Consider the following 26,657-nt stretch of genomic DNA (forward strand, 5'->3'; position numbering starts at 1 on the left):
AGACGCCTCGCACGCGCAAGCGCCCCGCACACGCAGGCGTTGCGTCGCACTTCGCGGTCACATAAGTGATGAAGTGGGACAAAACGGTTTGCGGTGCGCGGAGTCGTGTCCGGTGGCGCGCGCCCGCGCGAGGAAGGACGGACGACGTGAGCGGTATGCGCGGTGTGCGCGTGGCGGACGAGCCCATGCAGATCGGAGAGGTCGCCGCACGGACGGATCTCTCCCTGCGGGCCATCCGCCAGTACGAGGACAGCGGCCTGGTGGTCCCCTCGGCCGCTTCGCAGGGCGGCTTCCCGCTCTACACCGAAGACGACGTGGACCGGCTCCTGGTGATCCGCCGGATGAAGCCGCTCGGCTTCACCCTGGAGGAGACCCGCGAACTGCTGCAGGCCATGGACCGGCTCACCGCGGACCGCCCCGGGACCGACGGTGAGCTCTCCCCCGAGGACCGGTCCGTGCTGGTCACCCGGGTCCGCCGCTACGAACGCGCCGCCACCGAGCGCGTCGCCGAACTCCGCGCCCAGCTCTCCCACGTCGAGGAGTTCGCCGGCTCCCTCCGCTCCCGCCTCGCGGCGACCGCGGCGGACGCCACGGCGTGAGCGAGGGAGGCGGGAGCGGAGGGGACGGAGGAGACGGAGGGGGCCACGGGTGGGGTCGGCTCAGTTCGGCCGTGAGACCGGGGCGGGGTGGGACGTCCGGGATTGCAGGGCCCCGGCGAGGTCGTGGAAGAAGCGGGCGTACGCCGCCGGGCTCGGCGGGGTCTCCGGGTTCCAGGGCGCCACGCGCGCGTGGCCCACGGGCGGGAGGTCGGCGCCCTGGACGGCGTGAGCCCGGCTGTCGGAGAGCACCAGGCCCGGCCCGAGCCGTGCGGCGTGCTCCCAGTCGGCGGTGAGCCAGTTCGCGCCGGGACCGGGCCCGGGGTCGAGGAGCCGCACCCCGAGGTCGACGAGGCGCGCCAGCTCGGGCCAGGCCTGCGGACGCGCCAGATGGACCTGGTCGGGCCCCGCGCCGGAGAGCGCGACGACGGCGACCTCCGCCCCGCCCTCGGCGACGGCGGCCCGCACGGCGCTCTCGGCCACCGCCATCGGATCGGCCTCCGGGCCGGTCGCCGCGCATTCCCGGTCCGCGCCCAGGGCGGCGCCCAGCTCGGCGAAGCGCCCGATGATCGCCGCCAGTCCCGGCTCGTTGCCCACGGACAACGCGACCAACGGCACCCCGAGCCGCTCCGCGACCGCCTCGTCCAGCGCGTAGGCGCTCTTCCCGTCGTACGTCACGTCGACCAGCAGGTCCGGGCGCAGCCTCCGCAGCGCCTCCTCGTCCAGGCTCCGCCCGGGACCCAGGTACGGCACACCGGCCGCCGTCAGGTCGCCCCCCTTGACCGGATCCGGTACGGCCCCGTCGTGCCCGGAGCCGTACACCGCCACCGGCGTCACCCCGAGGTCCCGCAGCGCCGCCCCCGCCCGTATGTAGGCCGCCACCCGCTGGGGCCTGCGCGCGGCCGTCACCGCCGCGCCTCTGTCGTCCACGAACTCCCACACCCGTGCGTCCGACATGCGGTCGCTCCCTCCCGGCCGGAATTCTCCCTTTCTCCCGCCACCTTGGAGCGCTTCCCCCACCGGCACAAGGGCGCCTCCCGCGATGCCCGCGGGGCCTGTTCGAAAGCCGTGGGGCGGGTGTTTACTGAACGAGTCGGGAGGAAGCGGGAGGAAGAGCCTCGCGCGGGCGCGCGGGCCCGTACGGCCGCGTGTCCGTACGACGTGGCCGTGACGGCCTTGTCCGTACGACGATGTGTCCGTACGACGACGTGACGTGCGTACGACCGCGTGGCCTGTTCGCCGCCGCGTACCGGTCCTGCGCCCGCTCCGCCCGCACGGTTCACGGGCCGTGGCGCGTCGGCGTACCGGCCTTCTCGCCCTGGAGTCAGCCATGTCGCCATCCCCCGGCCCCTTCCCGGACCGTCGTCTGATCCCGTTCCTCGGCCTGCTCGCCGTGTCGGCGGTGGTGGGGGTCTCCGCCGGTCTCCGCTTCCGCGCCCGCCGCGCCCGGGCGGGGGCGCCCCTGGACCGGGTCTGGCACCCGAGGGAGACGATTCCGCTCACCGCCGCCGAGGAGGACGCCTTCGGCCAGGTCGTCTCGCGCCTCTCCCTGGGCTCGGCGGGCCGACTGCGCTGATCATCCGACGGGACCCCGGGCGACACGGTCGGCTGCCGGCCCAGGCCGCCCGGGTGCGCTCGTCCGGGTCCGCTCGGTCGCCGTCCGGGTCCGCTCGGTCGCCCCTGGCGAAAAGTTCCGGAGACGGCCTAGAGTCCCGGCATGGATCCGGACCTTCCCGCCTCACCCGTACGCCTCGAGCCGTGGGCCGCCTCCGACTTCGGGCTGCTGCGCGCCATGAACGCGCCGGAGTTGATGGAGCATCTCGGCGGCCCCGAGACGGAGGAGGCGCTGGTCACGCGGCACCGGCGGTACGTCGATCTGAGCGCCGACACCACCGGCGCGGGGCGGATGTTCCGGATCGTGCTGCTCCCCGAGGAGGTCGCGGTCGGCGGCATCGGCTTCTGGAAGAAGGAGTGGCGCGGGGAGACGGTGTACGAGACCGGCTGGGCGGTCCTGCCCGGGTTCCAGGGTCGGGGGGCGGCGACCGCCGCCACGCGCGCGGTGGCCGAGCACGCCGGGGCCGAGGGCACGTACCGCTTCCTGCACGCCTTCCCCGGGACGGACAACGGCCCGTCGAACGCGGTCTGCCGCAAGGCCGGCTTCGAACTGCTCGGCGAGGAGCCCTTCGAGTACCCGCCGGGCCGCCCGATGCGCTGCAACGACTGGCGCCTCGAGCTGCGCGCCGTCGTCTAGGAGCTCTATACCTCCTGGGTGCCCAGGGCTTTGCTGAAGTGGAAGGCGACGATGTCGAGGCGCTCGCGGAGGTAGAAGCGGTGGGCGCCGGTGCGGTGGGTGCCGGAGTCGAGGCTGAACTCGTGGCAGCCCTCCACGCGCGCGTGCGCCTCCAGATGGGCGAGGAGGCGGCGGCCGACGCCGGCGGAGCGCGTGGAGGCGGCGGTCACCAGGTCGTCGACGTACAGCTTGCGCAGCGTGCTGGTGGTGTCCATGATCCGCCAGCCGGCGACGCCGACGCAGGTGCCCGCGTCGTCGTAGGCGGCGGAGAAGCGCAGCCCCTGGGCGTGGCCGCGGTCGTACACCTCGGCGAAGAGCCGCGGGGTCAGGTGCGGGCGCAGCTCGCGCAGGACCGGCAGCAGCTCGGTCTCCAGACGCGGGTCACCGGGCGGGAGGTCGACGATCTTCATGCCGGGACGGTACCGCAGGGGCCCGGCCGGCCGGTGGCGGTATCGCAGGGGCACGGAGGGCCGGTGGCGGTACGGGACGGGAGCTCGGACGGCCGGTGGCGGGTGGCTCGCGGAGCCGGTCCCGGGAAGGCGGCCCGGGGGAATTCCCTGGCCGGAGGCGGGCGCCGGTGACATCCTGTCACCGTGAACGGACCGGAGATCCAGATCAGCTTCGCCCCCGGCCTGCGGCTCTTCGTCTCGGCGGAGCGACGCCCGGGGCGCACCACCGTGGTGACCGACGGCGTCTCGACGCTCGGCCATGTCGTGGAATCGCTCGGCGTTCCGCTCACGGAGGCGGGGCGGCTGTTCGTGGACGGGGTTCCGGTCGAGGTCTCCCACGTCCCGGCGGCGGGCGAGACGGTCGAGGTGGAGAGCGTCGACCGCCCCCAGGCGGTGCCGGGCGCCCCGCTCCGTTTCCTGCTGGACGTCCACCTCGGGACGCTGGCCAGGCGGCTGCGGCTCCTCGGGGTCGACGCGGCGTACGAAAGCGAGGACATCGGCGACCCCGCGCTCGCCACGCTCTCCGCGCGGGAGCGACGGGTGATGCTCTCCCGTGACCGCGGCCTGCTGCGGCGCAGGGAGCTGTGGGCCGGGGCCTATGTGTACAGCGACCGGCCGGAGGACCAGCTCCGGGACGTCCTGGAGCGGTTCGCTCCGGCCCTGCGGCCGTGGACGCGCTGCACGGCCTGCAACGGCGAACTGACCGACGCCGACAAGGACTCGGTCCGCGAGCGTCTGGAGCAGGGCACGGAGAAGACGTACGACGTCTTCGCCCGGTGCACGGCCTGCGAGCGGGTGTACTGGCGGGGCGCCCACCACGCCCGCCTGGAGGCGATCGTCACCGACGCCCTGCGCGAATTCGGCGGCGCGACGGCACGCTGATCGGCGCCGGCACGGGGGCGGGCATCCCTAGGGCGTGTCCGGAAAGTAGCGCCGTCTGCCCGCAGGGCAGGGCCCGCGGCGTCTGGTGCGTGCGATCGCAAGGCGGAGGGTCGCCCTCGTACTGGGCGTACTCGGGCGATCCCGACAACGCAGCGTGGGGGCACCTCCCGTGCCCGAAGGGCTACGGGGGAGTGCGTGCCAGGCGTCGCGGGCCAGGCGGGACTTTCCGGACACGACCTACGGCGCCTCGGCGGTCAGGTAGCGCTGAACGGTCGGCGCGAGCCACGCGATGATCTCGTCGCGGGACAGCTCGACGGCCGGCGGCAGTCGCAGCACGTAGCGGGTCAGCGCCATGCCGAGGATCTGGGAGGCGACGAGCGCGGCGCGCCGGGGCGCCTCGGCGGGGTCGGGGCAGACGCCGCGCGTCACCGGGCCGAGCTGCTCGGCGAAGATCGTCTGCATGCGCTCGGCGCCGGTGGCGTTGGTGGCGCAGACCCGGAGCAGCGCGGTGAGGGCCTCGTCCTGCTCCCACCGGTCCAGGAAGTGCGTGACGAGGACGGCGCCGATGTGCCGGTCGGGCAGCGCGCCCAGCTCGGGCAGGCGCAGGTCGAACGCGGACGCGGCCGCGAAGAGCCCCTCCTTGTTGCCGTAGTAGCGCATGACCATCGAGGGGTCGATGCCCGCGTCACGGGCGATGGCCCGGATGGTGGCGCGCTCGTACCCGTCGGAGGCGAAGCGCTCGCGGGCGGAGTCGAGGATCGCGGCGCGGGTGGCGTCGGAGCGGCGGGCGGTCGTCATGTCCACAAGTGTAGGCCTACGGGTGTTGACACCGGCGAGGGTCGAGCCTAGCGTTGCCAACAAGCGTTGACCAACAGCCGTTGGCCTACGCCCGTTGGCTACGTCCGGTCGCCCTGCGCGGCGACGGGTCGTCGCGCCCCGGTTCCCGGCCTTGGGAGGCAGCCATGAATCACCAGCTGGACACGGACGTGCTCGTCGTCGGAGCCGGCCCCACCGGCCTGCTCCTCGCCGGCGACCTCGCCGCCTCCGGACTGCGCGTCACCCTGATCGAGCGGCGCCCACCCGGCGTCGGCAACCTGACCCGCGCCTTCGCCGTCCACGCCCGCACCCTGGAGCTGCTCGACGCCCGCGGCCTCGCCGACGACCTCGTCGCCACCGGCAGCCGGATCACCCGGATGCGGCTCTTCCGCCGCCTCACCCTCGACCTGGGCCGGCTGCCCACCCGCTTCCCGTACCTCCTCGTCACCCCGCAGTACGAAGTCGAGAGACTGCTCGAACGGCGCGCGGGCGACACCGCGGTGGACCTCCGCCACGGCACCGAGCTGCACGGCCTGCGCCAGGACCCCGACGGCGTGACCGCCGAGGTCACCGGACCCGACGGGACGGCCACCACCCTCCGCGCCCGGTACGCGATCGGGACCGACGGCTTCCGCAGCTCCGTGCGGACCGCGCTCGGGCTGCCCTTCCCCGGCGCCTCGGTACTCCGCTCCCTCGTCCTCGCCGACGTCCGCCTGTCCGAGGCACCGGCGGAGCTCTTCACGGTCAACGGCTCGGGGGACAGCTTCGCCTTCATCGCCCCCTTCGGCGACGGCTGGTACCGCGTGATGGGCTGGGACCGCACCCGCCAGGTCCCGGACAGCGCCCCCGTCGACCTCGAAGAGATGCGCGCCCTCACCCGCCAGGCGTTCAGCACCGACTTCGGGATGCACGACGCCCGCTGGATCTCCCGCTTCCACAGTGATGAACGCCAGGCCCCCGCCTACCGCGTGGGCCGTGTCTTCCTCGCCGGGGACGCCGCCCACGTCCACTCCCCCGCCGGAGGACAGGGCATGAACACCGGCCTCCAGGACGCCGCCAACCTCTCCTGGAAGCTCGCCGCCGTCCTGCGCGGGGAGGCCCCCGACCCGGAGGCACTGCTCGACAGCTATCAGTCCGAACGGCACCCGGTGGGCGCCGCGGTGCTGCGCAGCAGCGGCGCGATCATCCGTCTCGCCATGGCCCGGGGCCCGCTGCTGCGCGCCGCCCGCGCCGTCGTCCCCCGCGTGGTCACGGCGGTGAGGCCGGCCTCCGCCAAGGTGATGGGGATGATCAGCGGCATCGGCATCGGGTACGGCCGGGAGGGAGCGCGCGTCCCCGACCTGGAGCTGCGCGAGGGGAGGCTTTACGAACTGCTGCGGCGGGGCGAGTTCGTCCTGATCGCCCCCGAGTCCGCCCGCCCGGCCCTCCCGCCGGCCGCCCCCGTCGCGCCGTCCCGTCTCGTACGGGCCACCTGGGCCGATCCGTCCCGCCGCACGGCGCTGCTGGTCCGGCCCGACGGGTACGCCTTCTGGACCGGCGGCGCGAGCGGCTGAGGCCCGAGCCGCCGAGGGGAGCCGCGGCGGGCGTCAGAAGACGTACCGGTCGCCCGTCGCCAGGACGAGCACGCGGTGCCGGTCGTTCCGCGGGTTCCGGTCGGCGACTCCGTCGCTCCAGACGGTGCCGACCTCGACGGTCAGCTCGTCCGGGGCGCCCGCCGTCCGCAGGTCGAGCGTCAGCTCACCGACCGCCCCGGCGGCGCGCAGCTCACCGGTCCGGCAGGCGATGATCCGGTCGCTGACCCACAGACAGGACGCCGGCAGCCGCTGCCCACCGGCCAGCGGGTGCGAGAAACCGAGCCGCACGGTCGCCTGGGACACATGGGCCGGCCCGTGGTTCTCACTCACCAGCCGGAGACCGAGCCGGCCGTCCCAGAGGGAGGCATGACCGTGATGGGCCAGATCCGCCTCGGGCACACCCGCCGGACCGAGGCCGGCGCCGACGCCGGCAGCAGTCCCCGAACCGCCGTCCGAACCATCGTCCGGAACGCTGCTCACACCACCCTCTGGACCGTCCTCCAGGCCGTCCTCCGGACCGACGACCGGGACGGCCTCCAGCCCGGCCACCGGACCGACCATCGGACCGACCACCGGACCGGCCACCGGACCGACCAGCGGGCCGGCGACCGGAGCCACCGCACGGGCGGTCCCGCCCGCACCGACCACCACGAAGGCCACCAAGACCGCCACCAAGGCCGCCACCAGGACCGCCGGGGCCGCACCCGGCAACGCCGCACGCTTCGCACTCATGCCCTGAAGATACCGATAGATCCGCATATGGTCTGACTATCCATCAGCCCGCGTGTCCTCGTGGCACTCTGACCCCATGCTCATCGCCCGCTCGGCCGCCCTGTTCGGCCTCGCCGCCCTCTTCGAGATCGGCGGCGCCTGGCTCGTCTGGCAAGGCGTCCGCGAACACCGCGGCTGGGTCTGGATCGGCGCCGGAGTCATCGCCCTCGGTGTCTACGGCTTCGTGGCCACCCTCCAGCCCGACGCCGAGTTCGGCCGCATCCTCGCCGCCTACGGCGGGGTCTTCGTCGCCGGCTCGATCGCCTGGGGCATGGTCGCCGACGGATACCGCCCGGATCGGTGGGACGTGATCGGGGCCCTCGTCTGCCTCGTCGGCATGGCCGTGATCATGTACGCGCCCCGCGCACGCTGACACCTCCCCGCAGCCGCGCCCGACACCCCCCGCCTATCCTGATCAGGCGATCGACCTCATCGAACCCACGCACGAGGAGCACGCCATGACTGCCGCCGGTACCCCTATCGCCGTCGTCACCGGAGCGAGCAGCGGTATCGGCGCGGCCACGGCCAGGCAGCTCGCCGCCGCCGGGTACCGCGTGGTCCTCACCGCCCGCCGCAAGGACCGCATCGAGGCCCTCGCCGCCGAGATCAACGAGGCCGGCCACCAGGCCACCGCCTACGCCCTCGACGTCACCGACCGCGCGGCCGTCGACACCTTCGCGACCGCGTTCCGCACGATCGCCGTCCTGGTCAACAACGCGGGCGGCGCCCTCGGCGCCGACCCCGTGGCCACCGGCGACCCCGAGGACTGGCGCCGGATGTACGAGGTCAACGTCATCGGCACCCTCAACATCACCCAGGCCCTGCTGCCCGCCCTCACCGCGAGCGGCGACGGCACGGTCGTCGTCCTCTCGTCCACCGCGGGCCACTCCACCTACGAAGGCGGCGCGGGCTACGTCGCCGCCAAGAACGGCGCCCGCGTCCTCGCCGAGACCCTCCGCCTGGAGATCGTCGGCACCCCCGTCCGCGTCATCGAGGTCGCCCCCGGCATGGTGAAGACGGACGAGTTCGCGACCACCCGCTTCCGCGGCGACTCCGACAAGGCCGCCAAGGTCTACGCGGGCGTGGCCGAACCCCTCACCGCGGACGATGTCGCCGACACCATCACCTGGGCCTGCACCCGCCCCCCGCACGTCAACATCGACCTCCTGGTCGTCCGCCCCCGCGCCCAGGCCTCCAACACCAAGGTCCACCGCGAGCTCTGACGCCCGACGCCCTGCCGCTCCGCGGCGGAAGGATCGGGGACGCGGAAGGGGAGGGGCCGGCGCACCGCGCCGGCCCCTCCCCTTCCCCGCTCGTGACGTCCCCGCTCAACCCTTCACGCAGATGACCTGCTTCAGCTTGGCGACGACCTCGACCAGGTCCTTCTGCTGGTCGATGACCTTCTCGATCGGCTTGTACGCCCCCGGGATCTCGTCCACGACGCCGGAGTCCTTGCGGCACTCCACGCCCCGCGTCTGCTCCTCCAGGTCCCGCGTCGAGAAGCGCCGCTTGGCCGCGCTGCGGCTCATCTTCCGGCCGGCGCCGTGCGAGGCCGAGTTGAACGAGGCCGCGTTCCCGAGGCCCTTCACGATGTAGGACCCGGTGCCCATCGACCCCGGGATGATCCCGAACTCGCCGGACCCCGCACGGATCGCGCCCTTACGGGTCACGAGCAGGTCCATCCCGTCGTACCGCTCCTCCGCCACGTAGTTGTGGTGGCAGGAGATCACCGGGTCGAAGGTGACCCTCGCCTTGCGGAACTCGCGGCGGACGACCTCCTGGAAGAGCGCCATCATGATCGCGCGGTTGTACTTCGCGTACTCCTGCGCCCAGAAGAGGTCGTTGCGGTACGCCGCCATCTGCGGGGTGTCCGCCACGAAGACGGCCAGGTCGCGATCGACCAGCCCCTGATTGTGCGGCAGCTTCCGCGCCTCGCCGATGTGGTGTTCGGCGAGCTCCTTGCCGATGTTCCGCGAGCCCGAGTGCAGCATGAGCCAGACAGAACCGGTCGAATCAAGACAGAATTCGATGAAGTGATTTCCCGATCCAAGCGTTCCCATCTGCATCGCGGCCCGTTCACGACGGAATTTGACCGCATCGGCGACATGGTCGAACCGCGACCAGAAGTCGTCCCACCCCGCCGTCGGGAACTGGTACAGCCGGCTCGGATCCACCTCGTTCCGGTGCATCCCCCGCCCCACCGGAATCGCCTGCTCGATCTTCGACCGGAGCCGCGAGAGGTCCCCCGGCAGGTCGTTCGCCGTCAGCGAGGTCTTGACCGCCGACATGCCGCAGCCGATGTCCACCCCCACCGCCGCCGGACACACCGCCCCGTGCATCGCGATCACCGAACCGACCGTCGCGCCCTTGCCGAAGTGCACGTCCGGCATCACTGCCAGGCCCTTGATCCACGGCAGCGTGGCCGTGTTGTGGAGCTGCTGCATGGCGCCGCCGTCCACCGTGGAAGGATCGGTCCACATCCGGATCGGCACCTTCGCGCCCGGCACTTCGACGTACGACATAGCCCCTCGATTCCCCCGAAAAGTCTGAAAACGCAAAAACCGGCACCAAGGCCCGTACAGGTGACGACGAACCGGCAACGACGGCAGTGCGTGCGATACACATTGTGTCCATCGGCCGACATCCGGCGGCAAACAGTTTTCGGGGGCGACCCCGGGAGAAGGGAGCCTGGGAGCGTGCAGCGACAGGCGTACGGACCCGGCCGCACACGGCCCGCGGCGTTCACGGCGGCCGCGCTCGCACTCGGGATCGGGATCGGGGCGGGCCTCACCGGATGCTCCTCGGGCGGCGACGGCGGCGACGCCTCCGTCGACTCCAAGGCCGGCCCCGTCACCGCCGTCGCACCCCCGGGCCGGTACCGCACCCTCTTCGAGCCCTGCCGAGCCGTCTCGCCGGCCACGCTCAAGGACTTGTTGCCGGGCGCCGCGGAACTCCCCGAGCTGGAGCGGAACAAGGCGTACCGCGGCGCGGCGACGGTCACGTACGACACCGACCGCCGTGTCGGCTGCACGTGGAAGGCCGACGCCCCGGACGCCTCGCACCGCCTCGTACTCGACATCGAGCGGGTGGTCTCCTACGACCCCGCGATCAGCGACGACGACCGTGCGCAGCAGGTGTTCGACCGCAAGCAGGCGGCGGCCGACCTCCCCCAGCCCGCTCAGACCCAGCCGTCCCCGCAGACCCCTGCCGGTACACCGGGCACAGCGAGCGCACCCGCCCCAGCGGGCACGCCGGGAACGGCCGGCACACCGAAGACGAACCCCACGCCCCCCGCGGGAACCCCCGCCGGCACCCCGTCCGGCACCCCGTCAGGCACCCCCTCGGGCGCGCCCACCGGCACGCCTCCGGGAGCACCGGCCGCCCCCGGCTCCCCCACCGGGCTGGAGCCCCGCCTCCTGGACGGTCTCGGGGACATCGCCTTCCTCGACGACGTCCTCGCCACCGGCGGATCCAGCGACCGTCACCGCACGGTGAGCGTGGTGTTCCGCACATCGAACGTCATCGTGACGGTCGAATACCTGGAGCAGGCGACCGACCCCGCGACGGCGCCGGACAGCCGGGAGCTGCAGGAAAAGGCCCAGAATCTGGCCCGGCTGCTCGCCGAGCGGCTGGAGGAGTAGCCGCCCGGACGCGCTCCGTGAGCCCGCGTCGACCACGTACCGTGTCGACGTACCGTGGCCGCCGCCCGGGCCGTCAAGCGACCGACCCGTACGACAAGCGACTGAAGGAACCATGCACCGATCAGCCCCGCGACTCACCCGCATACTCGCCTGCGCAGCCGTCCCGGTGATGCTCGTCGTCGCCGGCTGCTCCTCGGACTCCGACGGCGGTTCCGGTTCCGCCCCCGACAAGGGCCAGGGCTCGGCCTCCGCCGCCCCGAAGCCCACGCCGTCGAAGCCGAAGGTCGAGCCCGCGAAGTACGCGAAGCTGCCCGACTTCTGCAAGTCGATCTCGTCGAAGACGACCGCGGCCCTGGTGCCCAAGGCGAAGACCAAGAACGGCACGGCGGCCGCCTCCAAGGACCTCACCCGCCGCGGCGGCTGCTCGTGGAACGGTCTGGACGAGAAGGGCGTGAAGGGCTCGCAGTACCGCTGGCTCGACATCACCTTCTACCGCTACGACTCGGACGACTCCCTCGGCAGCGGCCAGGACCGCGCCAAGGAGAACCTCGCCAAGGAGCTGACCAAGGTCCAGGCCACCGAGGGCGCCAAGAAGCTGCGGACGACGGCCGCCGGCGGCATCGGCGACGAGGCGAGCGCCGTCACGTACGAACTGCGCAAGACGGACGAGGACTTCGAGTACGCCTCGATCGTGGCGCGGACGGGCAACGTCGTCGTGCTGCTCACGTACAACGGTGCCGGTTACGCCGGGTCGGCCACCCCGAGCGACAAGACGATCCTGGACGGCGCGGTGAAGGCGTCCCGCGAGGCCGTTGCGGCCGTCGCGGCGGCCAACAAGTAGCCGCCGACGCGTAGCCGGCACGGGTCGACAGGGAGCTGGCGAGGGCCGACGAGCGGCCTCCGACTCACCCTGAACAACCGCATATACGCAGGTTTCCGCGGAGCCCCGCCCTCCCCCGAGGGCCGGGCTCCGCACACATGTGCCACGCTGTGCCCGCGAGATGTCGAATAACGGGAGGGGATCGCGGGTGGCCGCGGTGCAGCTGACACGCACGCACAAGATTCTGATCGGGGTGGTGGTCGCCGGTGCGGTGATCATCGCCGGGATCGGTTTCGCGGGTTCGTACGCCGCCGTGCGCGAGCTCGCCGTGGAGAAGGGCTTCGGCGACTTCTCCTACTTCTTCCCCATCGGCATCGACGCCGGCATCTGTGTGCTGCTCGCACTCGACCTGCTCCTGACCTGGATCCGGATCCCGTTCCCGCTGCTGCGGCAGACGGCGTGGGTCCTGACGGCGGCGACGATCGCGTTCAACGGCGCGGCAGCCTGGCCGGACCCGCTGGGCGTCGGCATGCACGCGGTGATCCCGGTGCTGTTCGTGGTCGCCGTGGAGGCGGCCCGGCACGCGGTGGGCCGCATCGCGGACATCACGGCCGACAAGCACATGGAGGGTGTCCGGCTCACCCGCTGGCTGCTGTCCCCGATACCGACGTTCCGGCTGTGGCGCCGGATGAAGCTGTGGGAACTGCGGTCGTACGAGCAGGTCATCAAGCTGGAGCAGGACCGGCTGATCTACCAGGCGCGGCTGCAGGCCCGTTTCGGGCGGGCGTGGCGGCGCAAGGCGCCGGTGGAGGCGCTGATGCCGCTGCGGCTGGCGAAGTACGGCGTGCCGCTGGCGGAGACGGCCGCGGCCGGTCTCGCCGCGGCGGGCGTGGAGCCGGCGCTGATACCGGCGGCGCCGTCGGCGTCCGACCCCCTGGGGACGCTCGCGACCGCGGCCCGGCCCCAGGCTCGGGTGCAGGGGCAGCAGCCGACTCCGGAGCTGGTGCGCGCGCCGCAGGGCCCGCCCGGCCAGGGCGGCGGCTTCCCGGCCCAGGGCGGCATGGACGCGCAGGCGGCACAGGCGGCCCAAGCCGCGCAGATCGCGCAGGAGCAGGCGGCCGCGAACCACGAGAGCCCGTGGTTCCAGGCCCAGCAGCTTCCCCCGGAGGCGTACGAGAACGCCTACGCCCCGCAGTACGTCGAGGGCCTGGAGCCGACGCCCGTGGCGGTGCCGCAGGGCCCCGAGGACGTGCCGGCGGGTCCGCGCCAGGAGGGCCCGGAGCAGTTCGAGGAGTACGCGGAGTACGTCGAGCCGGATCCGCCGCTGGAGGAGTTCGCGGAGGTCGCGTACAAGGCGATGTGGACATTCGTCGAGGAGAACCAGCAGCCGCCGAGCGTGGAGCAGCTCGACATACTGCTGAGCGACCGGTACGGCGTCCAGCACCCCCGCAGCGCCTCGATGCTGCGCCAGTTGATGCCCCGCCTGCGGCAGCGCATGGAGCAGGAACTGGCGGAGAACCACATCGCCTGATCGCGCCGCCTGACCGGCTACCTGCCTGACCGGCAACCCGGCTGCCCGCTCACGCGCTGGGCGGAACCCGCCATCCGGGACCCGCAGTCCGGAATCCGCCGGTCGCCGGTCGCCGCCCCTCGGTCTGGCCCGTCGCCCGGAACCCGGCAGGACGCGGCGGTCGTCACCGGCCGTCAGGCCTTGGCACGCTTCTTCGTCACCTCGCCCCACGCGGCGATCGCGACTCCGACGATCGCGAGGGCGATGTAGCCGGCGGTCGGGATGTCCCACCACTTGTGGAGCAGCCCCCAGGGCTGGTCCCCGAACATCCGCCCGCCTGCGCCGAGCACGCCCTGGACGAGGGTGACCCAGCCGATGACCGCGATGGTTTCGTTCTTCATGCCTCCACGGTCTCCCGCGCCCCGCCCGAACTCGTCATGCCCACGGCCGAACCGCGTCTCATCCGAAGGATGCAGAAGCGTGCGGTGACGCGGAAGGCCGCCGCCCGGCATCCGGGCGGCGGCCTTCTCGATCGCCGGCGGGCACGTCGCTCGCGGTACGTCGCGGGACGTGCGGGCGGTCAGGCCCCCAGCAGCTTGCGCACCCGGCCGGCGCCGACGGCCAGCAGCAGCGTGGGCAGACGCGGGCCGGTCTCGCGGCTGACCAGCAGCTTGTAGAGCAGGGCGAAGAAGGCGCGCTGGGCGACCTTCAGCTCCGGGGTCGGCTTGGCCTCGGGGTCGAGGCCCGCCATGATCTTCGGGACGCCGTAGACGAGCGTGGTCAGGCCGTCGAGCGACCAGTGCGTGTCCAGGCCCTCCAGGAGCAGGCGCAGCGACGCGCGCCCCTCGTCGTCCAGCGAGCCGAGCAGCTCGGTGTCGGGCTTCTCGCGGACGATGGTGCGCTGGTCGGCCGGGACCTGGGTGGTGATCCAGTTCTCCGCGCGGTCCAGCCGCGGCCGGACCTCGTCCAGGGAGGTGACGGGGTTCTCCGGGTCCAGCTCGGTCAGGATGCGCAGGGTCTGCTCGTCGTGGCCGGCCGTGATGTCCATGACCGAGGCCAGCGTCCGGTACGGCAGCGGGCGCGGGGTGCGCGGCAGCTCGCCGGCCGCGGTGCGCGCGGCGCGGGCGTGCGCGGCGGCGTCGGCGGGCAGCACGGTCCCGTCCTGGACCTTGGCCTCCAGCTTGTCCCACTCGTCGTAGAGCCGCTGGATCTCCTGGTCGAAGGCGATCTTGAAGGACTGGTTGGGCTTGCGGCGGGCGTACAGCCAGCGCAGCAGCGGCGCCTCCATGATCTTCAGCGCGTCGGCGGGCGTCGGGACGCCACCACGCGAGGAGGACATCTTGGCCATGCCGCTGATGCCGACGAAGGCGTACATCGGGCCGATCGGCTGCACGCCGTCGAAGATCTGCCGCACGATCTGGCCGCCGACGACGAACGAGGAGCCGGGCGAGGAGTGGTCCACGCCGGACGGCTCGAAGATCACGCCTTCGTAGGCCCAGCGCATCGGCCAGTCGACCTTCCAGACCAGCTTGCCGCGGTTGAACTCGCTCAGCTTGACGGTCTCGGCGAATCCGCAGGCCGTGCAGGTGTAGGCCAGCTCGGTCGTCTCGTCGTCGTAGGACGTGACGGTCGTCAGGTCCTTCTCGCACCGGCCGCAGTACGGCTTGTACGGGAAGTAGCCGCCGGAGCCGCCGGAGCCGTCGTCCTCGCTCGCCGCGCCGGAGCCCTCCTCGGCCTCCAGCTCGGCTGCGTCGACGGGCTTCTGGGACTTCTTGCCCGGGGCCTTCTTCGTCCGGTACTGGTCGAGGATGGCGTCGATGTCGCCGCGGTGCCGCATGGCGTGCAGGATCTGCTCGCGGTAGGTGCCCGCGGTGTACTGCTCGGTCTGGCTGATGGGGTCGTACTCGACGCCCAGCTCGGCCAGGGCCTCGACCATCGCGGCCTTGAAGTGCTCGGCCCAGTTCGGGTACGCCGAGCCGGCCGGGGCGGGCACGGACGTCAGCGGCTTGCCGATGTGCGCTTCCCAGGACGCGTCGACGCCCTCGACGCCGTTGGGCACCTTGCGGTACCGGTCGTAGTCGTCCCAGGAGATGAGGTGACGGACCTCGTGCCCGCGGCGCCGGATCTCGTCGGCGACCAGGTGCGGGGTCATGACCTCGCGGAGGTTGCCCAGGTGGATCGGGCCGGAGGGGGAGAGTCCGGAGGCGACGACGACCGGTTTGCCAGGCGCACGTCGCTCCGACTCGGCGATGACCTCGTCCGCGAAACGGGAGACCCAGTCGGTCTCGGTGCTGCTCTGAGCCACGGTCGGTACGTCCTTCTTCCTGAGGGGTGCTGCTTCGCCAGCCCTACGCGAGCCATTCTCCCAGACGAAAGAGGCCGCTTCAGGGTTGTCCACAGCCGGAGATCCGTGGTGCCCGGAGTTGTCCACAGGCGGGGAAATCGCGTTGCGCTCCCATGGGACACTTGACAGGCGAATCAGACCTGACGAACTCAACAGGAACGGAAGCTCATGGCCTCGGTCCCTTCCCTCGCTTCGACCGTGCAGCAGCGCCTCGCGGAAGGCCTCTCGGCAGCTCTGCCGGAGGCCGGTTCCGCCGACCCGCTGCTGCGACGAAGCGACCGGGCCGACTTCCAGGCGAACGGCATCCTGGCGCTCGCCAAGAAGCTCAAGGGGAACCCGCGTGAGCTGGCGACGCAGGTCGTCGCCGCGATTCCGGAGAACGACGTCCTGAAGGAGATCGAGGTCTCCGGCCCCGGCTTCCTGAACATCACGGTCACCGACGAGGCGATCGTCCGGACCCTGGCGGCCCGCGCCGCCGACGCCCGGCTCGGCGTGCCGTTCAACGAGTCCGCGGGCACGACGGTGATCGACTACGCCCAGCCGAACGTGGCGAAGGAGATGCACGTCGGGCACCTGCGGTCCGCCGTGATCGGCGCCGCGATGGTCGAGATCCTGGAGTTCACGGGCGAGACCGTGGTCCGCCGCCACCACATCGGCGACTGGGGCACCCAGTTCGGCATGCTCATCCAGTTCCTGATCGAGCACCCGCACGAGCTGGACCACTCTTCGGGCGAAGAGGTCTCCGGTGAGGAGGCCATGTCGAACCTGAACCGGCTCTACAAAGCTTCGCGGGCCCTCTTCGACTCCGACGACGAGTTCAAGACGCGGGCCCGGGCCCGGGTCGTGGACCTCCAGGCCGGTGAAGAGCGGACCCTCGCCCTGTGGCAGCGGTTCGTCGACGAGTCGAAGATCTATTTCTACTCCGTCTTCGACAAGCTCGACATGGACATCCGGGACCCGGACGTCGTCGGCGAGTCCGGCTACAACGACATGCTGGTGGAGACCTGCCGCATCCTGGAGGAGTCGGGCGTCGCGGTGCGCTCCGAGGGCGCGCTGTGCGTGTTCTTCGACGACGTGAAGGGCCCGGACGGCAACCCGACGCCGTTGATCGTCCAGAAGTCCGACGGCGGCTTCGGCTACGCCGCGACGGACCTGTCCGCGATCCGCGACCGGGTGCGGAACCTGAAGGCGACGACCCTGCTGTACGTGGTCGACGCCCGCCAGTCGCTGCACTTCAAGATGGTCTTCGAGACGGCCCGCCGGGCCGGCTGGCTGAACGACGACGTGAAGGCCGTCCAGCTCGCCTTCGGCACCGTCCTCGGCAAGGACGGCAAGCCGTTCAAGACCCGTGAGGGCGAGACGGTCCGGCTGGTGGACCTGCTGGACGAGGCGATCGACCGTGCCGCGTCCGTGGTCCGCGAGAAGGCGCAGGACCTCACCGAGGCGGAGATCGCCGAGCGGGGTGCCCAGGTGGGCATCGGCGCGGTGAAGTACGCCGACCTGTCGACGTCGGCGGCCCGGGACTACAAGTTCGACCTGGACCAGATGGTGTCGCTGAACGGCGACACGTCGGTGTACCTCCAGTACGCGTACGCGCGTATCCAGTCGATCCTCCGCAAGGCGGGCGACGCGAAGCCGTCCGCGCACCCGGAGCTGGCCCTGGCCTCTTCGGAGCGCGCGCTCGGCCTGCACCTGGACACCTTCGGCGAGCTGATCGAGGAGACCGCGGCGGAGTACGCCCCGCACAAGCTGGCGGCGTACCTCTACCAGCTGGCGTCGCTGTACACGACGTTCTACTCCGAGTGCCCGGTCCTGAAGGCGGACACCCCGGAGCAGGTCGAGAACCGTCTTTTCCTCTGTGATCTGACCGCCCGCACGCTCCACCAGGGCATGGCCCTGCTGGGCATCCGGACGCCCGAGCGTCTCTGACGCGTAGCGCGGCCGCTCCCGCCCCGAGCACACGAAGGCCCCGGCACCGTCTCGTACGGCGCCGGGGCCTTCGCCGTACCCCGGGAAGTCCGCAGGCCCACGACGTCCGCAGGCCCACGGCGCCGCAGCACCCGACGTCCGGAGGCCATGGCTCTACTGGGCCTGGGCCGCCCAGGTGCCCGTGTCGGGCCGGTAGCCGTAGGTCTTCTTCCCCTCGATCGCACTCGTCCGGAAGGGCTCGCCGTCGTCGTCGATGCGCACCTTCCCGTGCCGTTCGCCGCTGCTCCAGTCCAGTTCCAGGTACCAGCCGACGACATGGGCGTCGGTGTGCACGTCGAGGTTGAGGACCTGGGGGTCGCTGGTGGAGACCTTGTACGGGAAGTCCTTGGCCGGCACGGGCGCGTCGCCGTCGTGGCCGGCGACCGGCTTCGCGTAGGGCCGGGGGGCGTCGAGGTCGATGTCGAAGGACTGCGGGGTGACAATGCCGCCGCAGCCGTCGCCCATGGCGTAGGCCGCCCGGTCCAGGGGGTCGGCGCGCTCCACGACCCGTACGTGCAGGGCGTTGATGACCACCGCCGCCTCCGTCCTGCCGACCGCGGTGAGCTGGAGCATCATCCGGCCGCCGTCCACCCCGTCGAGGGCGCGCGCCCAGCCGCGGGTGTCCTGCGGGGTGGGCGGGGGCGGGACCTGCCCCGGTTCCTTGTCGAGGGCGTAGTACTGGCCGCAGGGGGCGTCCCAGTTGTACGAACTGACGCCGACGCTCAGCGGCGCCGCGGCGGCCGGCGCCCCCTTCGGCGACGTGGGCGGGGAGTCGGAGGCCGAGACCATCGAGTACCCGACGGGCACGGCGACCGCGACGACGGCGGCCGCGGTGGCGACGACAGCGAGGCGCACGCGCGTACGGGACGGCCCGCGAGGCGCGTCACCGACCGGCCGCGGGGCAGCCGCTTCCACCACGGTCGGTGCAGCGACGGTCGGTTCAACGGCAGCGGGTTCGACAGCGGCCGGTGCCACAACGGCCGGCTCCACGGCGACCGGCCCCGCGGCAGTCGGCTCCGGGAAGTCCGCCGGCTCGGTCCCCGCGGGGGCGGCCTTCCCGCGCCGACGGGCTTCGTCGGCCAGGATCCAGCTCCGGTGCAGTTCGACGAGCTCGTCCCGGGTGGCCCCGCAGAGCCGCCCCAGCCGTTCCACCGGAGCGAACTCCGTCGGTACGGCGTCGCCGTTGCAGTACCGGTGCAGGGTCGACGTGCTGACGTGCAGCCTCTTCGCCAACGCCCCGTAACTGAGCCCGGATCGTTCCTTAAGACCGCGCACCAGCTCCGCGAAATCGCCCGTCTCCGCTGCCACCCGCCCCGTCCCCCTCGTCCGCCGTCCCAGGAACGCGTTCCAGGGAGGGGTCGTTCCCCCAGGCCACAGCATGTGCGGACGTTCCGGCTTCCCTCATTCTCCCGTGCCGATTGCACCGCCCCGGACCACCCCGCAGGGTGGACGCCATGCGAATCAGCCACTTCACGGACCTCGTCGCCGGGGCGGTCCTGATCGCCAGCGCGGTGATCGTGATCGTTCTGATCAACCGTCAGTGACGGGACGGGACCGGCGCGGTGGCGGCGCCGCGTTCGACGCCGCCACCGGCCCGGCGGACCTCCACGCCCGTGCCGTGGGTCAGCGGAGGGGGTGCGAGGTCCTGCCGGACACCTCGTCGATCTCCATGTGGGCCTTCTGCAGCATCTGGGAGGCGAGGTCCATGAGCGCGCGGGCGCCCGCGATCTCCTCTCCGACGCGCAACTGATCCGGATCGGAGGGGTGCCGGTGGGCATTGCCATGGGCGCGGAACTCGGTGCCGTCACCGAGCCGCACCATGGCGGCGGCTCTGGTCCGGTCGCCTTCCTCCTGGAACTCCATCTCGATGTGCCATCCGACGAGCGTGTGCATGAGGACCACCTCCAGCGGTACTACCAGGGTGCGCCGCCCGGTCCTTCCTCACCAATCGGTGCGTGGCCGACCGGAGAAGCCCGACGACAGGCGGCGGTGGCGAGGCCGCTCGTGACCATCCGTCCACCGACGGACGGCCTCCCCCGGCCCGCCCTTTGCTCACCGTCCGTTAATTCGCTTGCACGGTCGGTTCCCAAGCCCGAAACTGTTAGACATGACTAACGTTTTAGTGGAGTCCTCGTCGTTCCCCGACTTCGGCCGCCCTGACGCCGGCCTCGTCCTGATCTCGGAGTGGCGGACACCGGACGCCGAGCGCCGGCAGGCCGTCATGGACGGTGTCATCGACGCCTGGGCGGAAGCCCGGCTGCCCGAGTCGTTCCTCGGTCGCTACTGCCTTGCGGGCACCGACGGGCTCTCCGTCCTGAACTACGCCCAGTGGACGGACGCCGCGGCCCAGCACGCCTTCGCCGCCGACCCGGCCAACCATCGGGCGATCGCCGACTCCGTCCAGGCCCTGATCTCGGTCGGCCCGCCCGGCCGGTATCGGTACGAGCGCTCGGTCCTCCTCCGGGAGGGACCCATACGCACCCTCGGCACCACCGCGTCCGACGCGGGCATCGCCCAGTACGTCCATCGCGGTGAGGACGGCAAGGGCGTGCGCGTCCTCACGGCCCACGACGACGACGGAGAGGGACGGGGGGACGAGGCTGGGGACGGAACCGGCGTCCGGTTCCGTCCCTACCGAGGGATCGTCAGACCCCGCGGCTGAGCTTCTGCGCGGCCTCGGTGGCCCAGTACGTCAGGATCATGCGGGCGCCCGCGCGCCTGATGCCGGTCAGGGTCTCCAGGATGGCCTTGTCCCGGTCGATCCAGCCCTTCTCGGCCGCCGCCTCGACCATCGCGTACTCACCGCTGATCTGGTAGGCCGCGACGGGTACGTCCACGGCCTCGGCGACCTTCGCCAGCACGTCCAGGGAGGGACCCGCCGGCTTCACCATGACCATGTCGGCGCCCTCCTCCAGGTCGAGCGCCAGCTCGCGCATCGACTCGCGGAGGTTCGCGGGGTCCTGCTGGTACGTCTTGCGGTCGCCGGTCAGCGACGAGCCGACGGCCTCGCGGAAGGGTCCGTAGAAGGCGGAGGAGTACTTCGCGGTGTACGCGAGGATCGACACGTCCTCCTTGCCGATGGTGTCCAGCGCGTCACGGACCACCCCGACCTGGCCGTCCATCATCCCCGAGGGCCCCACGACGTGGACGCCGGCGTCCGCCTGGACCTGGGCCATCTCGGCGTAGCGCTCGAGGGTGGCGTCGTTGTCGACCCGGCCGCTCGCGTCCAGGACCCCGCAGTGCCCGTGGTCGGTGTACTCGTCGAGGCACAGGTCCGACATGATCACGAGTTCGTCGCCGACCTCGGCCCGCACGTCCCTGATCGCGACCTGAAGGATCCCGTCCGGATCCGTGCCCGCCGTACCGGCGGCGTCCTTCTTCGCGTCCTCGGGGACACCGAAGAGCATGATCCCGGAGACACCGGCCTCCAGCGCCTCCACGGCGGCCTTCCGCAGGGTGTCCCGCGTGTGCTGGACGACGCCGGGCATCGCGGCGATCGGCACGGGCTCGCCGATGCCCTCCCGCACGAACGCGGGAAGGATCAGATCGGCCGGACTCAGCCGCGTCTCGGCCACCATCCGCCGCATGGCGGGAGTCGTCCGCAGCCGCCTCGGCCGCGCCCCGGGAAAGGATCCGTACGAGTTCATGCCCCGAGGCTACGCCCGCCCGACCCCTCCACTTACCGACACCCTGTTGCCCACCTCCCCGCCCCTGCCCTCCCGCCCCCGTCGCGTCCATGCCCCGATCCGCACCCCGCCCAGCCCGTCGCGGCCCGGGACTTCCCTCCGCCCCCCCACCCGCTGTGGCCCACGTCCCGCCCCCACCCCCCGTTGTGGGCATTCGTCCCGCCCCCATCCCCACCCCCCCGTTGTGGGCATTCGTCCCGCTGGGGCGGGACGGGTGGGCACAACGGGACGGCGCCCTCGCGGGTGCCTCCGCCCCGGCCCCCCGCCCACCACGACCCCGGCGCCCCCTCAAGGCCCAGCGCCCGGCCCCCCAAGGCCCAGCGCCCCCGGGCCCGCAAGGCCCCAGGCCCCCAGAAACGCCAAAGGGGCGCGGAGCCCCGAAAGGCCCCGCACCCCATGCGCACACGTCACGCCACAACGGCCACGTCACGCAGTCACGCAGTCAGCAGTCAGCAGTCAGCAGTCAGCAGTCAGCAGTCACGCCAAACGACTCACGTCGTCCGCCGCCTCCGCGCCCCCGGCCTCCGCTCGCTCGGCCGCGTCACCGGATCCCCCGCCTCCAGCGCCGCCTCCCGGCGCCGGAGCCCGAAGTCCGCCAGCGCCTCCGCCAGCTTGTGCACCGACGGCTCCGGCGACAGCACGTCGACCCGCAGCCCGTGCTCCTCCGCCGTCTTGGCGGTCGCCGGGCCGATACAGGCGATGACCGTCACGTTGTGCGGCTTCCCGGCGATACCGACCAGGTTCCGCACGGTCGACGAGGACGTGAAGAGCACCGCGTCGAAGCCGCCGCCCTTGATCGCCTCCCGCGTGTCCGCCGGCGGCGGCGACGCGCGCACCGTCCGGTAGGCGGTCACGTCGTCGACCTCCCACCCGAGCTCGATCAGACCCGCGACCAGCGTCTCCGTCGCGATGTCCGCACGCGGCAGGAAGACACGGTCGATCGGGTCGAAGACCGGGTCGTAGGGCGGCCAGTCCTCCAGCAGCCCCGCCGCCGACTGCTCCCCGCTCGGCACGAGGTCCGGCTTCACACCGAAGTCGACGAGCGCGGCCGCCGTCTGCTCGCCCACGGCCGCGACCTTGATCCCGGCGAAGGCCCGCGCGTCGAGCCCGTACTCCTCGAACTTCTCCCGCACCGCCTTCACCGCGTTGACCGACGTGAAGGCGATCCACTCATAGCGGCCGGTCACCAGACCCTTGACCGCCCGTTCCATCTGCTGCGGCGTGCGCGGCGGCTCGACGGCGATCGTCGGCACCTCGTGCGGCACGGCGCCGTAGCTGCGCAGCTGGTCGGAGAGCGACGCGGCCTGCTCCTTCGTACGCGGCACCAGCACCCGCCACCCGAAGAGCGGCTTCGACTCGAACCACGCCAGCTGGTCCCGCTGCGCCGGAGCGCTGCGCTCGCCGACCACGGCTATGACGGGCCGGTGGCCCTCGGGCGAGGGGAGCACCTTGCCCTGCTTGAAGACCTGCGCGATCGTGCCGAGCGTCGCGGTCCACGTCCGCTGCCGCGTCGTCGTACCGGCGATGGTCACGGTGAGCGGGGTGTCCGGCTTACGGCCAGCCGCCACCAGCTCTCCGGCCGCCGCCGCCACCGAGTCCAGCGTGGTGGAGACGACGACGGTGCCGTCCGAGGCGCCGACCTCGCTCCAGCACCGGTCGTCGGCGGTCCGGGCGTCCACGAAACGCACGTCCGTGCCCTGCGCGTCACGCAGCGGAACACCGGCGTACGCGGGTACGCCCACCGCCGTCGCGACACCGGGCACGACCTCGAAGGGGATGCCCGCCGCGGCGCAGGCGAGCATCTCGCTCCCCGCGTCCCCGTCGAGCCCGGGGTCGCCGGTCACCGCACGGACGACCCGCTTGCCGCCCCGCGCGGCCTCCATGACAAGATTGGTCGCGTCCCTCAACACGGGGACCCCGGCGGTTGTTGACGCCTCGTCGACAACCGTCAGCTCAGGCGTGCTCACGCCCGTGCGCGCATGGCCGCGGACGACCTCGAGGACTTCCGGCTCGGCGATCAGGACGTCCGCCCCGGACAGGACCTCGACGGCCCGGAGGGTCAGCAGTCCGGGATCGCCTGGACCGGCACCGAGGAAGGTGACGTGCCCGTGGCCGGCGAAGACCGGGGACAGGGGGCTGGTGGTCGGGCTGGTGGGGCTCAAAGTGCTCGCTCCCCCATAAGACCGGCCGCACCCTTGGCGAGCATCTCGTCCGCGAGTTCGCGTCCGAGCGCCATCGCCTCGTCGTACGACGTGGGTACGGGACCGGTGGTGGACAGCTGCACCAGCGTCGAGCCGTCGGTGGTGCCGACGACGCCGCGCAGGCGCATCTCGGTGACAGTCTGCCCGCGGCCGGAATCCTCGGCCAGCAGGTCGGCCAGCGCACCCACGGGTGCGGAGCAGCCGGCCTCCAAGGCGGCGAGCAGGGATCGCTCGGCGGTCACGGCGGCCCGGGTGTACGGGTCGTCGAGCTCGGCGAGCAGGGCGATGAGGTCGGTGGCGGAAGCCGCGCACTCGATCGCCAGTGCCCCCTGGCCGGGGGCGGGCAGGACGGAGTCGACCGACAGGAACTCGGTCACCTCGTCGGTCCTGCCGATGCGGCTGAGTCCGGCCGCGGCGAGAACCACCGCGTCCAGCTCGCCCTTGTGCACGTATCCGACGCGGGTGTCGATGTTCCCGCGGATCGGCACGGTCTCGATGGTCAGCCCGTGGCTGCGCGCGTACGCGTTGAGCTGGGCCGTGCGCCGCGGGGAGCCGGTGCCGATCCGGGCGCCGTCCGGCAGCCGGTCGAGCGTCAGGCCGTCGCGGGCGACGAGGACGTCGCGCGAGTCCTCCCGCGGCGGGATCGCGGCCAGCACCAGGTCCGGGTGGGGCGTGGTCGGCAGGTCCTTCAGGGAGTGGACGGCGAAGTCCACCTCGCCGGCCAGGAGCGCGTCGCGCAGGGCGGCGACGAACACGCCCGTACCGCCGATCTGCGCGAGGTGCTCACGGGAGACGTCCCCGTACGTCGTGATCTCCACGAGCTCGACGGGCCGGCCGGACAGCTGCCGGACGGCGTCGGCCACATGCCCGGACTGGGCCATGGCGAGCTTGCTGCGCCTGGTCCCGAGCCTCAGTGCCCTCTCGGTCATACTCGCCCTCGGTTCTTGACGTCGGCGTCATTCAGGTCGGCCCGGGAGACGGAGGCGACCGTCTCCGGGTCGAGGTCGAAGAGTGTCCGCAGCGCGTCGGCGTACCCGGCGCCGCCGGGTTCACCGGCCAGCTGCTTGACCCGTACGGTCGGCGCGTGCAGGAGCTTGTCGACCACACGTCGCACGGTCTGGGTGATCTCGGCCCGCTGCCGCTCGTCGAGGTCGGGCAGCCGGCCCTCGAGCCGGGCCACCTCTCCCGCGACGACGTCGGCGGCCATGGTGCGCAGGGCGACCACGGTCGGGGTGATGTGCGCGGCGCGCTGGGCAGCGCCGAAGGCGGCCACCTCGTCGCCGACGATCGAACGGACCCGGTCGACGTCGGCGGCCATCGGGGCGTCGGCCGAGGCCTCGGCCAGCGACTCGATGTCGACGAGGCGCACGCCCGGGATCCGGTGGGCAGCGGCGTCGATGTCGCGGGGCATGGCGAGGTCGAGCAGTGCGACCGCCGGGGCGCCCGCGCCCTGGGTCCCGGCCTCCGGGGAGGTACGGCCCTTCAGGGCGCTCTGGACGGCCTCGGCGGTCAGGACGAGGCCGGTGGCGCCGGTGCAGGAGACGACGATGTCGGCACGTGTCAGTTCGTCGCCGACGGCAACCATCTCGACCGCGCGGGCGGCCACGCCCGTGCCTCCGGGCTCGGTCAGGATCTGGACGAGCCGGTCGGCGCGGGCCGCGGTGCGGTTCGCGATCACTATCTCGGAGACACCGGCGCGCGCGAGCGTGGCGGCGGCCAGCGAGGACATCGATCCGGCGCCGATGACGAGGGCGCGCTTGCCGGCGGCCCAGACGTCGACGTCGGTGCCGTCGGCAAGCTGCTCGAGGCCGAAGGTGACGAGCGACTGCCCGGCCCGGTCGATGCCGGTCTCGCTGTGGGCGCGCTTGCCGACCCGCAGGGCCTGCTGGAACAGGTCGTTGAGGAGCCGGCCCGCGGTGTGCAGTTCCTGGCCGAGCGCGAGGGCGTCCTTGATCTGCCCGAGGATCTGGCCCTCGCCGACGACCATGGAGTCGAGCCCGCAGGCCACCGAGAAGAGGTGGTGGACGGCCCGGTCCTCGTAGTGCACGTAGAGATAGGGGGTGAGCTCGTCGAGTCCGACGCCGCTGTGCTGGGCGAGCAGCGTGGACAGCTCGGCGACACCGGCGTGGAACTTGTCCACGTCGGCGTAGAGCTCGATGCGGTTGCAGGTGGCCAGGACCGCGCCTTCGGCGGCCGGCTCGGCGGCGAGGGTGTCCTGCAGCAGCTTGGCCTGGGTGTCCGAGGCGAGCGAGGCCCGCTCGAGGACGCTGACCGGGGCGCTGCGGTGGCTCAGCCCGACGACGAGGAGACTCATGCCGGCATCACGGCGGGGACGTCCCCGTCGGGTCCCTTCCGGGCCGGTCCGGTGGCACCGCCGCGGACGGCGGGCGGCGCGACGGCGGCGCCCTCGGCGTCCGCCTCCTCGCCGGCCTTGCGCTGCTCGTGGAAGGCGAGGATCTGCAGCTCGATGGAGAGGTCGACCTTGCGCACGTCCACGCCGTCGGGCACGGACAGCACGGTCGGGGCGAAGTTGAGGATCGAGGTGACCCCGGCGGCCACGAGCCGGTCACAGACCTGCTGGGCGGCGCCGGCCGGGGTGGAGATGACGCCGATGGAGACGTCGTTGTCCTCGATGATCTTCTCGAGCTCGTCGGTGTGCTGGACGGGGATCCCGGCGACCGGCGTGCCGGCCATGGCGGGGTCGGCGTCGATCAGCGCGGCGACCCGGAAGCCGCGGGAGGCGAACCCGCCGTAGTTGGCGAGGGCGGCGCCGAGGTTACCGATACCGACGATGACCACGGGCCAGTCCTGGGTCAGGCCCAGCTCGCGGGAGATCTGGTAGACGAGGTACTCGACGTCGTAGCCGACGCCGCGCGTCCCGTACGAACCGAGATAGCTGAAGTCCTTGCGCAGCTTCGCGGAGTTGACCCCCGCGGCGGCTGCGAGTTCCTCGGAGGAGACCGTGGGTACGGAGCGCTCCGACAGTGCGGTGAGCGCACGCAGATACAGCGGAAGGCGGGCGACGGTGGCCTCGGGAATGCCTCGGCTGCGGGTCGCCGGTCGGTGAGTTCGGCCAGTTGCCACGGTGCTCCTGCGGGATGAGCGGGGC

General features: G+C 72.4%; 26 protein-coding genes. 12 read left to right on the top strand and 14 right to left on the bottom strand.

Translation table 11 applies throughout. The annotated features are described in order from the left end of the window. Positions 1 to 155 precede the first annotated feature (155 nt). Positions 156 to 599, top strand: coding sequence for a MerR family transcriptional regulator (locus ACFZBD_RS30850; protein WP_391146157.1), 444 nt, complete (start codon positions 156 to 158; stop codon positions 597 to 599). A gap of 60 nt (positions 600 to 659) precedes the next feature. Here the strand turns inward: ACFZBD_RS30850 and ACFZBD_RS30855 are convergent, their stop codons facing one another. Beyond that, positions 660 to 1,553, bottom strand: a complete 894-nt coding sequence (locus tag ACFZBD_RS30855) for an ABC transporter substrate-binding protein (protein ID WP_391146028.1) — start codon at positions 1,551 to 1,553, stop codon at positions 660 to 662. Positions 1,554 to 1,926: 373 nt separating this feature from the next. On the opposite strand from ACFZBD_RS30855, the gene ACFZBD_RS30860 reads away from it, so the two are divergent. Together ACFZBD_RS30860 and ACFZBD_RS30865 are read left to right on the top strand one after the other, a co-directional pair. Next, positions 1,927 to 2,172 (top strand): hypothetical protein, encoded by a 246-nt coding sequence (locus ACFZBD_RS30860; protein ID WP_391146030.1) that lies wholly within the window; start codon positions 1,927 to 1,929, stop codon positions 2,170 to 2,172. Between the two features lie 141 nt (positions 2,173 to 2,313). Further along, positions 2,314 to 2,847 (top strand): GNAT family N-acetyltransferase, encoded by a 534-nt coding sequence (locus ACFZBD_RS30865; RefSeq protein ID WP_391146032.1) that lies wholly within the window; start codon positions 2,314 to 2,316, stop codon positions 2,845 to 2,847. 5 nt (positions 2,848 to 2,852) lie between these two features. Here ACFZBD_RS30865 and ACFZBD_RS30870 read toward each other — a convergent pair whose 3' ends face one another. Beyond that, positions 2,853 to 3,296: a GNAT family N-acetyltransferase gene (locus tag ACFZBD_RS30870; protein ID WP_391146034.1), complete on the bottom strand. Its 444-nt coding sequence runs from the start codon at positions 3,294 to 3,296 to the stop codon at positions 2,853 to 2,855. A 183-nt stretch (positions 3,297 to 3,479) separates the two neighbouring features. Between ACFZBD_RS30870 and ACFZBD_RS30875 the strand changes: the two genes are divergently transcribed. After that, the gene (locus tag ACFZBD_RS30875; RefSeq protein ID WP_391146036.1) at positions 3,480 to 4,217 is read left to right on the top strand and encodes a Mut7-C RNAse domain-containing protein; all 738 of its coding nucleotides are present in this window, start codon (positions 3,480 to 3,482) and stop codon (positions 4,215 to 4,217) included. A 237-nt stretch (positions 4,218 to 4,454) separates the two neighbouring features. Here ACFZBD_RS30875 and ACFZBD_RS30880 read toward each other — a convergent pair whose 3' ends face one another. Next, on the bottom strand, positions 4,455 to 5,015 hold the full coding sequence (locus ACFZBD_RS30880) for a TetR family transcriptional regulator (RefSeq protein ID WP_391146038.1): 561 nt from the start codon (positions 5,013 to 5,015) through the stop codon (positions 4,455 to 4,457). 164 nt (positions 5,016 to 5,179) lie between these two features. Here ACFZBD_RS30880 and ACFZBD_RS30885 point away from each other — a divergent pair, with 164 nt between their 5' ends. Then, positions 5,180 to 6,586 carry an FAD-dependent oxidoreductase gene (locus tag ACFZBD_RS30885; protein ID WP_391146041.1) on the top strand — a complete coding sequence of 469 codons (1,407 nt, stop codon included), beginning with the start codon at positions 5,180 to 5,182 and terminating at the stop codon, positions 6,584 to 6,586. Positions 6,587 to 6,619: 33 nt separating this feature from the next. Here the strand turns inward: ACFZBD_RS30885 and ACFZBD_RS30890 are convergent, their stop codons facing one another. Continuing rightward, positions 6,620 to 7,339 (bottom strand): hypothetical protein, encoded by a 720-nt coding sequence (locus ACFZBD_RS30890; RefSeq protein ID WP_391146043.1) that lies wholly within the window; start codon positions 7,337 to 7,339, stop codon positions 6,620 to 6,622. A gap of 76 nt (positions 7,340 to 7,415) precedes the next feature. Between ACFZBD_RS30890 and ACFZBD_RS30895 the strand changes: the two genes are divergently transcribed. Then, the gene (locus tag ACFZBD_RS30895; RefSeq protein WP_391146045.1) at positions 7,416 to 7,751 is read left to right on the top strand and encodes a YnfA family protein; all 336 of its coding nucleotides are present in this window, start codon (positions 7,416 to 7,418) and stop codon (positions 7,749 to 7,751) included. A gap of 85 nt (positions 7,752 to 7,836) precedes the next feature. Further along, positions 7,837 to 8,601, top strand: a complete 765-nt coding sequence (locus tag ACFZBD_RS30900; protein WP_391146049.1) for an SDR family NAD(P)-dependent oxidoreductase — start codon at positions 7,837 to 7,839, stop codon at positions 8,599 to 8,601. Positions 8,602 to 8,706: 105 nt separating this feature from the next. Here the strand turns inward: ACFZBD_RS30900 and ACFZBD_RS30905 are convergent, their stop codons facing one another. Further along, positions 8,707 to 9,900, bottom strand: coding sequence for an RtcB family protein (locus ACFZBD_RS30905; RefSeq protein WP_391146052.1), 1,194 nt, complete (start codon positions 9,898 to 9,900; stop codon positions 8,707 to 8,709). Between the two features lie 174 nt (positions 9,901 to 10,074). Here ACFZBD_RS30905 and ACFZBD_RS30910 point away from each other — a divergent pair, with 174 nt between their 5' ends. From ACFZBD_RS30910 to ACFZBD_RS30920, 3 genes are all read left to right on the top strand, one after another. Then, positions 10,075 to 11,019 carry a DUF3558 domain-containing protein gene (locus tag ACFZBD_RS30910; protein ID WP_391146053.1) on the top strand — a complete coding sequence of 315 codons (945 nt, stop codon included), beginning with the start codon at positions 10,075 to 10,077 and terminating at the stop codon, positions 11,017 to 11,019. Positions 11,020 to 11,131: 112 nt separating this feature from the next. Next, the gene (locus ACFZBD_RS30915; protein WP_391146055.1) at positions 11,132 to 11,860 is read left to right on the top strand and encodes a DUF3558 family protein; all 729 of its coding nucleotides are present in this window, start codon (positions 11,132 to 11,134) and stop codon (positions 11,858 to 11,860) included. 187 nt (positions 11,861 to 12,047) lie between these two features. Beyond that, a complete protein-coding gene (locus tag ACFZBD_RS30920; protein WP_391146058.1) occupies positions 12,048 to 13,370 on the top strand; it encodes a DUF2637 domain-containing protein in 1,323 nt (440 codons plus the stop codon). 173 nt (positions 13,371 to 13,543) lie between these two features. On the opposite strand, the gene ACFZBD_RS30925 is transcribed toward ACFZBD_RS30920, so the two are convergent. Beyond that, positions 13,544 to 13,750, bottom strand: a complete 207-nt coding sequence (locus ACFZBD_RS30925; protein ID WP_391146060.1) for a hypothetical protein — start codon at positions 13,748 to 13,750, stop codon at positions 13,544 to 13,546. 179 nt (positions 13,751 to 13,929) lie between these two features. After that, a complete protein-coding gene (gene lysS / locus ACFZBD_RS30930) occupies positions 13,930 to 15,654 on the bottom strand; it encodes a lysine--tRNA ligase (RefSeq protein WP_391146062.1) in 1,725 nt (574 codons plus the stop codon). Between the two features lie 207 nt (positions 15,655 to 15,861). Between lysS and argS the strand changes: the two genes are divergently transcribed. After that, positions 15,862 to 17,622, top strand: a complete 1,761-nt coding sequence (gene argS, locus ACFZBD_RS30935) for an arginine--tRNA ligase (RefSeq protein WP_391146066.1) — start codon at positions 15,862 to 15,864, stop codon at positions 17,620 to 17,622. 153 nt (positions 17,623 to 17,775) lie between these two features. Here argS and ACFZBD_RS30940 read toward each other — a convergent pair whose 3' ends face one another. Both ACFZBD_RS30940 and ACFZBD_RS30945 read right to left on the bottom strand, forming a co-directional pair. Beyond that, positions 17,776 to 18,969, bottom strand: a complete 1,194-nt coding sequence (locus tag ACFZBD_RS30940; protein WP_391146067.1) for a helix-turn-helix domain-containing protein — start codon at positions 18,967 to 18,969, stop codon at positions 17,776 to 17,778. Positions 18,970 to 19,284: 315 nt separating this feature from the next. Beyond that, positions 19,285 to 19,554, bottom strand: coding sequence for a dsRBD fold-containing protein (locus ACFZBD_RS30945; protein WP_391146069.1), 270 nt, complete (start codon positions 19,552 to 19,554; stop codon positions 19,285 to 19,287). 214 nt (positions 19,555 to 19,768) lie between these two features. On the opposite strand from ACFZBD_RS30945, the gene ACFZBD_RS30950 reads away from it, so the two are divergent. After that, positions 19,769 to 20,323 carry a hypothetical protein gene (locus ACFZBD_RS30950; RefSeq protein WP_391146072.1) on the top strand — a complete coding sequence of 185 codons (555 nt, stop codon included), beginning with the start codon at positions 19,769 to 19,771 and terminating at the stop codon, positions 20,321 to 20,323. On the opposite strand, the gene hemB is transcribed toward ACFZBD_RS30950, so the two are convergent. The 5 genes from hemB to ACFZBD_RS30975 form a co-directional block, all read right to left on the bottom strand. After that, the gene (gene hemB, locus ACFZBD_RS30955) at positions 20,307 to 21,308 is read right to left on the bottom strand and encodes a porphobilinogen synthase (RefSeq protein ID WP_391146075.1); all 1,002 of its coding nucleotides are present in this window, start codon (positions 21,306 to 21,308) and stop codon (positions 20,307 to 20,309) included. The two genes, ACFZBD_RS30950 and hemB, sit on opposite strands and share 17 nt — an antisense overlap. A 530-nt stretch (positions 21,309 to 21,838) precedes the next feature. After that, positions 21,839 to 23,509, bottom strand: coding sequence for a uroporphyrinogen-III synthase (locus ACFZBD_RS30960; protein ID WP_391146077.1), 1,671 nt, complete (start codon positions 23,507 to 23,509; stop codon positions 21,839 to 21,841). Next, positions 23,506 to 24,477, bottom strand: a complete 972-nt coding sequence (hemC, locus tag ACFZBD_RS30965) for a hydroxymethylbilane synthase (RefSeq protein ID WP_391146081.1) — start codon at positions 24,475 to 24,477, stop codon at positions 23,506 to 23,508. Before hemC ends, ACFZBD_RS30960 begins: the two co-directional genes overlap by 4 nt. After that, complete coding sequence (locus ACFZBD_RS30970) at positions 24,474 to 25,862, bottom strand: glutamyl-tRNA reductase (protein ID WP_391146082.1); 1,389 nt, start codon at positions 25,860 to 25,862, stop codon at positions 24,474 to 24,476. Before ACFZBD_RS30970 ends, hemC begins: the two co-directional genes overlap by 4 nt. Next, a complete protein-coding gene (locus tag ACFZBD_RS30975) occupies positions 25,859 to 26,632 on the bottom strand; it encodes a redox-sensing transcriptional repressor Rex (protein WP_391146084.1) in 774 nt (257 codons plus the stop codon). Before ACFZBD_RS30975 ends, ACFZBD_RS30970 begins: the two co-directional genes overlap by 4 nt. Positions 26,633 to 26,657: the final 25 nt, after the last annotated feature.

This window comes from Streptomyces sp. NPDC008121, assembly GCF_042957155.1.
Lineage (GTDB): Bacteria > Actinomycetota > Actinomycetes > Streptomycetales > Streptomycetaceae > Streptomyces.

Excerpts from the sequence above, each read along its gene's own strand:
- ACFZBD_RS30900 (WP_391146049.1), top strand. The coding sequence starts at position 7,837 with ATGACTGCCGCCGGTACCCCTATCGCCGTCGTCACCGGAGCGAGCAGC.
- ACFZBD_RS30850 (WP_391146157.1), top strand. The coding sequence starts at position 156 with ATGCGCGGTGTGCGCGTGGCGGACGAGCCCATGCAGATCGGAGAGGTC.
- ACFZBD_RS30880 (WP_391146038.1), bottom strand. The coding sequence starts at position 5,015 with ATGACGACCGCCCGCCGCTCCGACGCCACCCGCGCCGCGATCCTCGAC.
- ACFZBD_RS30865 (WP_391146032.1), top strand. The coding sequence starts at position 2,314 with ATGGATCCGGACCTTCCCGCCTCACCCGTACGCCTCGAGCCGTGGGCC.
- argS (WP_391146066.1), top strand. The coding sequence starts at position 15,862 with ATGGCCTCGGTCCCTTCCCTCGCTTCGACCGTGCAGCAGCGCCTCGCG.
- ACFZBD_RS30895 (WP_391146045.1), top strand. The coding sequence starts at position 7,416 with ATGCTCATCGCCCGCTCGGCCGCCCTGTTCGGCCTCGCCGCCCTCTTC.
- ACFZBD_RS30925 (WP_391146060.1), bottom strand. The coding sequence starts at position 13,750 with ATGAAGAACGAAACCATCGCGGTCATCGGCTGGGTCACCCTCGTCCAG.
- hemC (WP_391146081.1), bottom strand. The coding sequence starts at position 24,477 with ATGACCGAGAGGGCACTGAGGCTCGGGACCAGGCGCAGCAAGCTCGCC.
- ACFZBD_RS30885 (WP_391146041.1), top strand. The coding sequence starts at position 5,180 with ATGAATCACCAGCTGGACACGGACGTGCTCGTCGTCGGAGCCGGCCCC.
- hemB (WP_391146075.1), bottom strand. The coding sequence starts at position 21,308 with ATGAACTCGTACGGATCCTTTCCCGGGGCGCGGCCGAGGCGGCTGCGG.
- ACFZBD_RS30855 (WP_391146028.1), bottom strand. The coding sequence starts at position 1,553 with ATGTCGGACGCACGGGTGTGGGAGTTCGTGGACGACAGAGGCGCGGCG.
- ACFZBD_RS30905 (WP_391146052.1), bottom strand. The coding sequence starts at position 9,900 with ATGTCGTACGTCGAAGTGCCGGGCGCGAAGGTGCCGATCCGGATGTGG.
- ACFZBD_RS30870 (WP_391146034.1), bottom strand. The coding sequence starts at position 3,296 with ATGAAGATCGTCGACCTCCCGCCCGGTGACCCGCGTCTGGAGACCGAG.
- ACFZBD_RS30915 (WP_391146055.1), top strand. The coding sequence starts at position 11,132 with ATGCACCGATCAGCCCCGCGACTCACCCGCATACTCGCCTGCGCAGCC.
- ACFZBD_RS30890 (WP_391146043.1), bottom strand. The coding sequence starts at position 7,339 with ATGAGTGCGAAGCGTGCGGCGTTGCCGGGTGCGGCCCCGGCGGTCCTG.
- ACFZBD_RS30860 (WP_391146030.1), top strand. The coding sequence starts at position 1,927 with ATGTCGCCATCCCCCGGCCCCTTCCCGGACCGTCGTCTGATCCCGTTC.
- ACFZBD_RS30945 (WP_391146069.1), bottom strand. The coding sequence starts at position 19,554 with ATGCACACGCTCGTCGGATGGCACATCGAGATGGAGTTCCAGGAGGAA.
- ACFZBD_RS30970 (WP_391146082.1), bottom strand. The coding sequence starts at position 25,862 with ATGAGTCTCCTCGTCGTCGGGCTGAGCCACCGCAGCGCCCCGGTCAGC.
- ACFZBD_RS30950 (WP_391146072.1), top strand. The coding sequence starts at position 19,769 with ATGACTAACGTTTTAGTGGAGTCCTCGTCGTTCCCCGACTTCGGCCGC.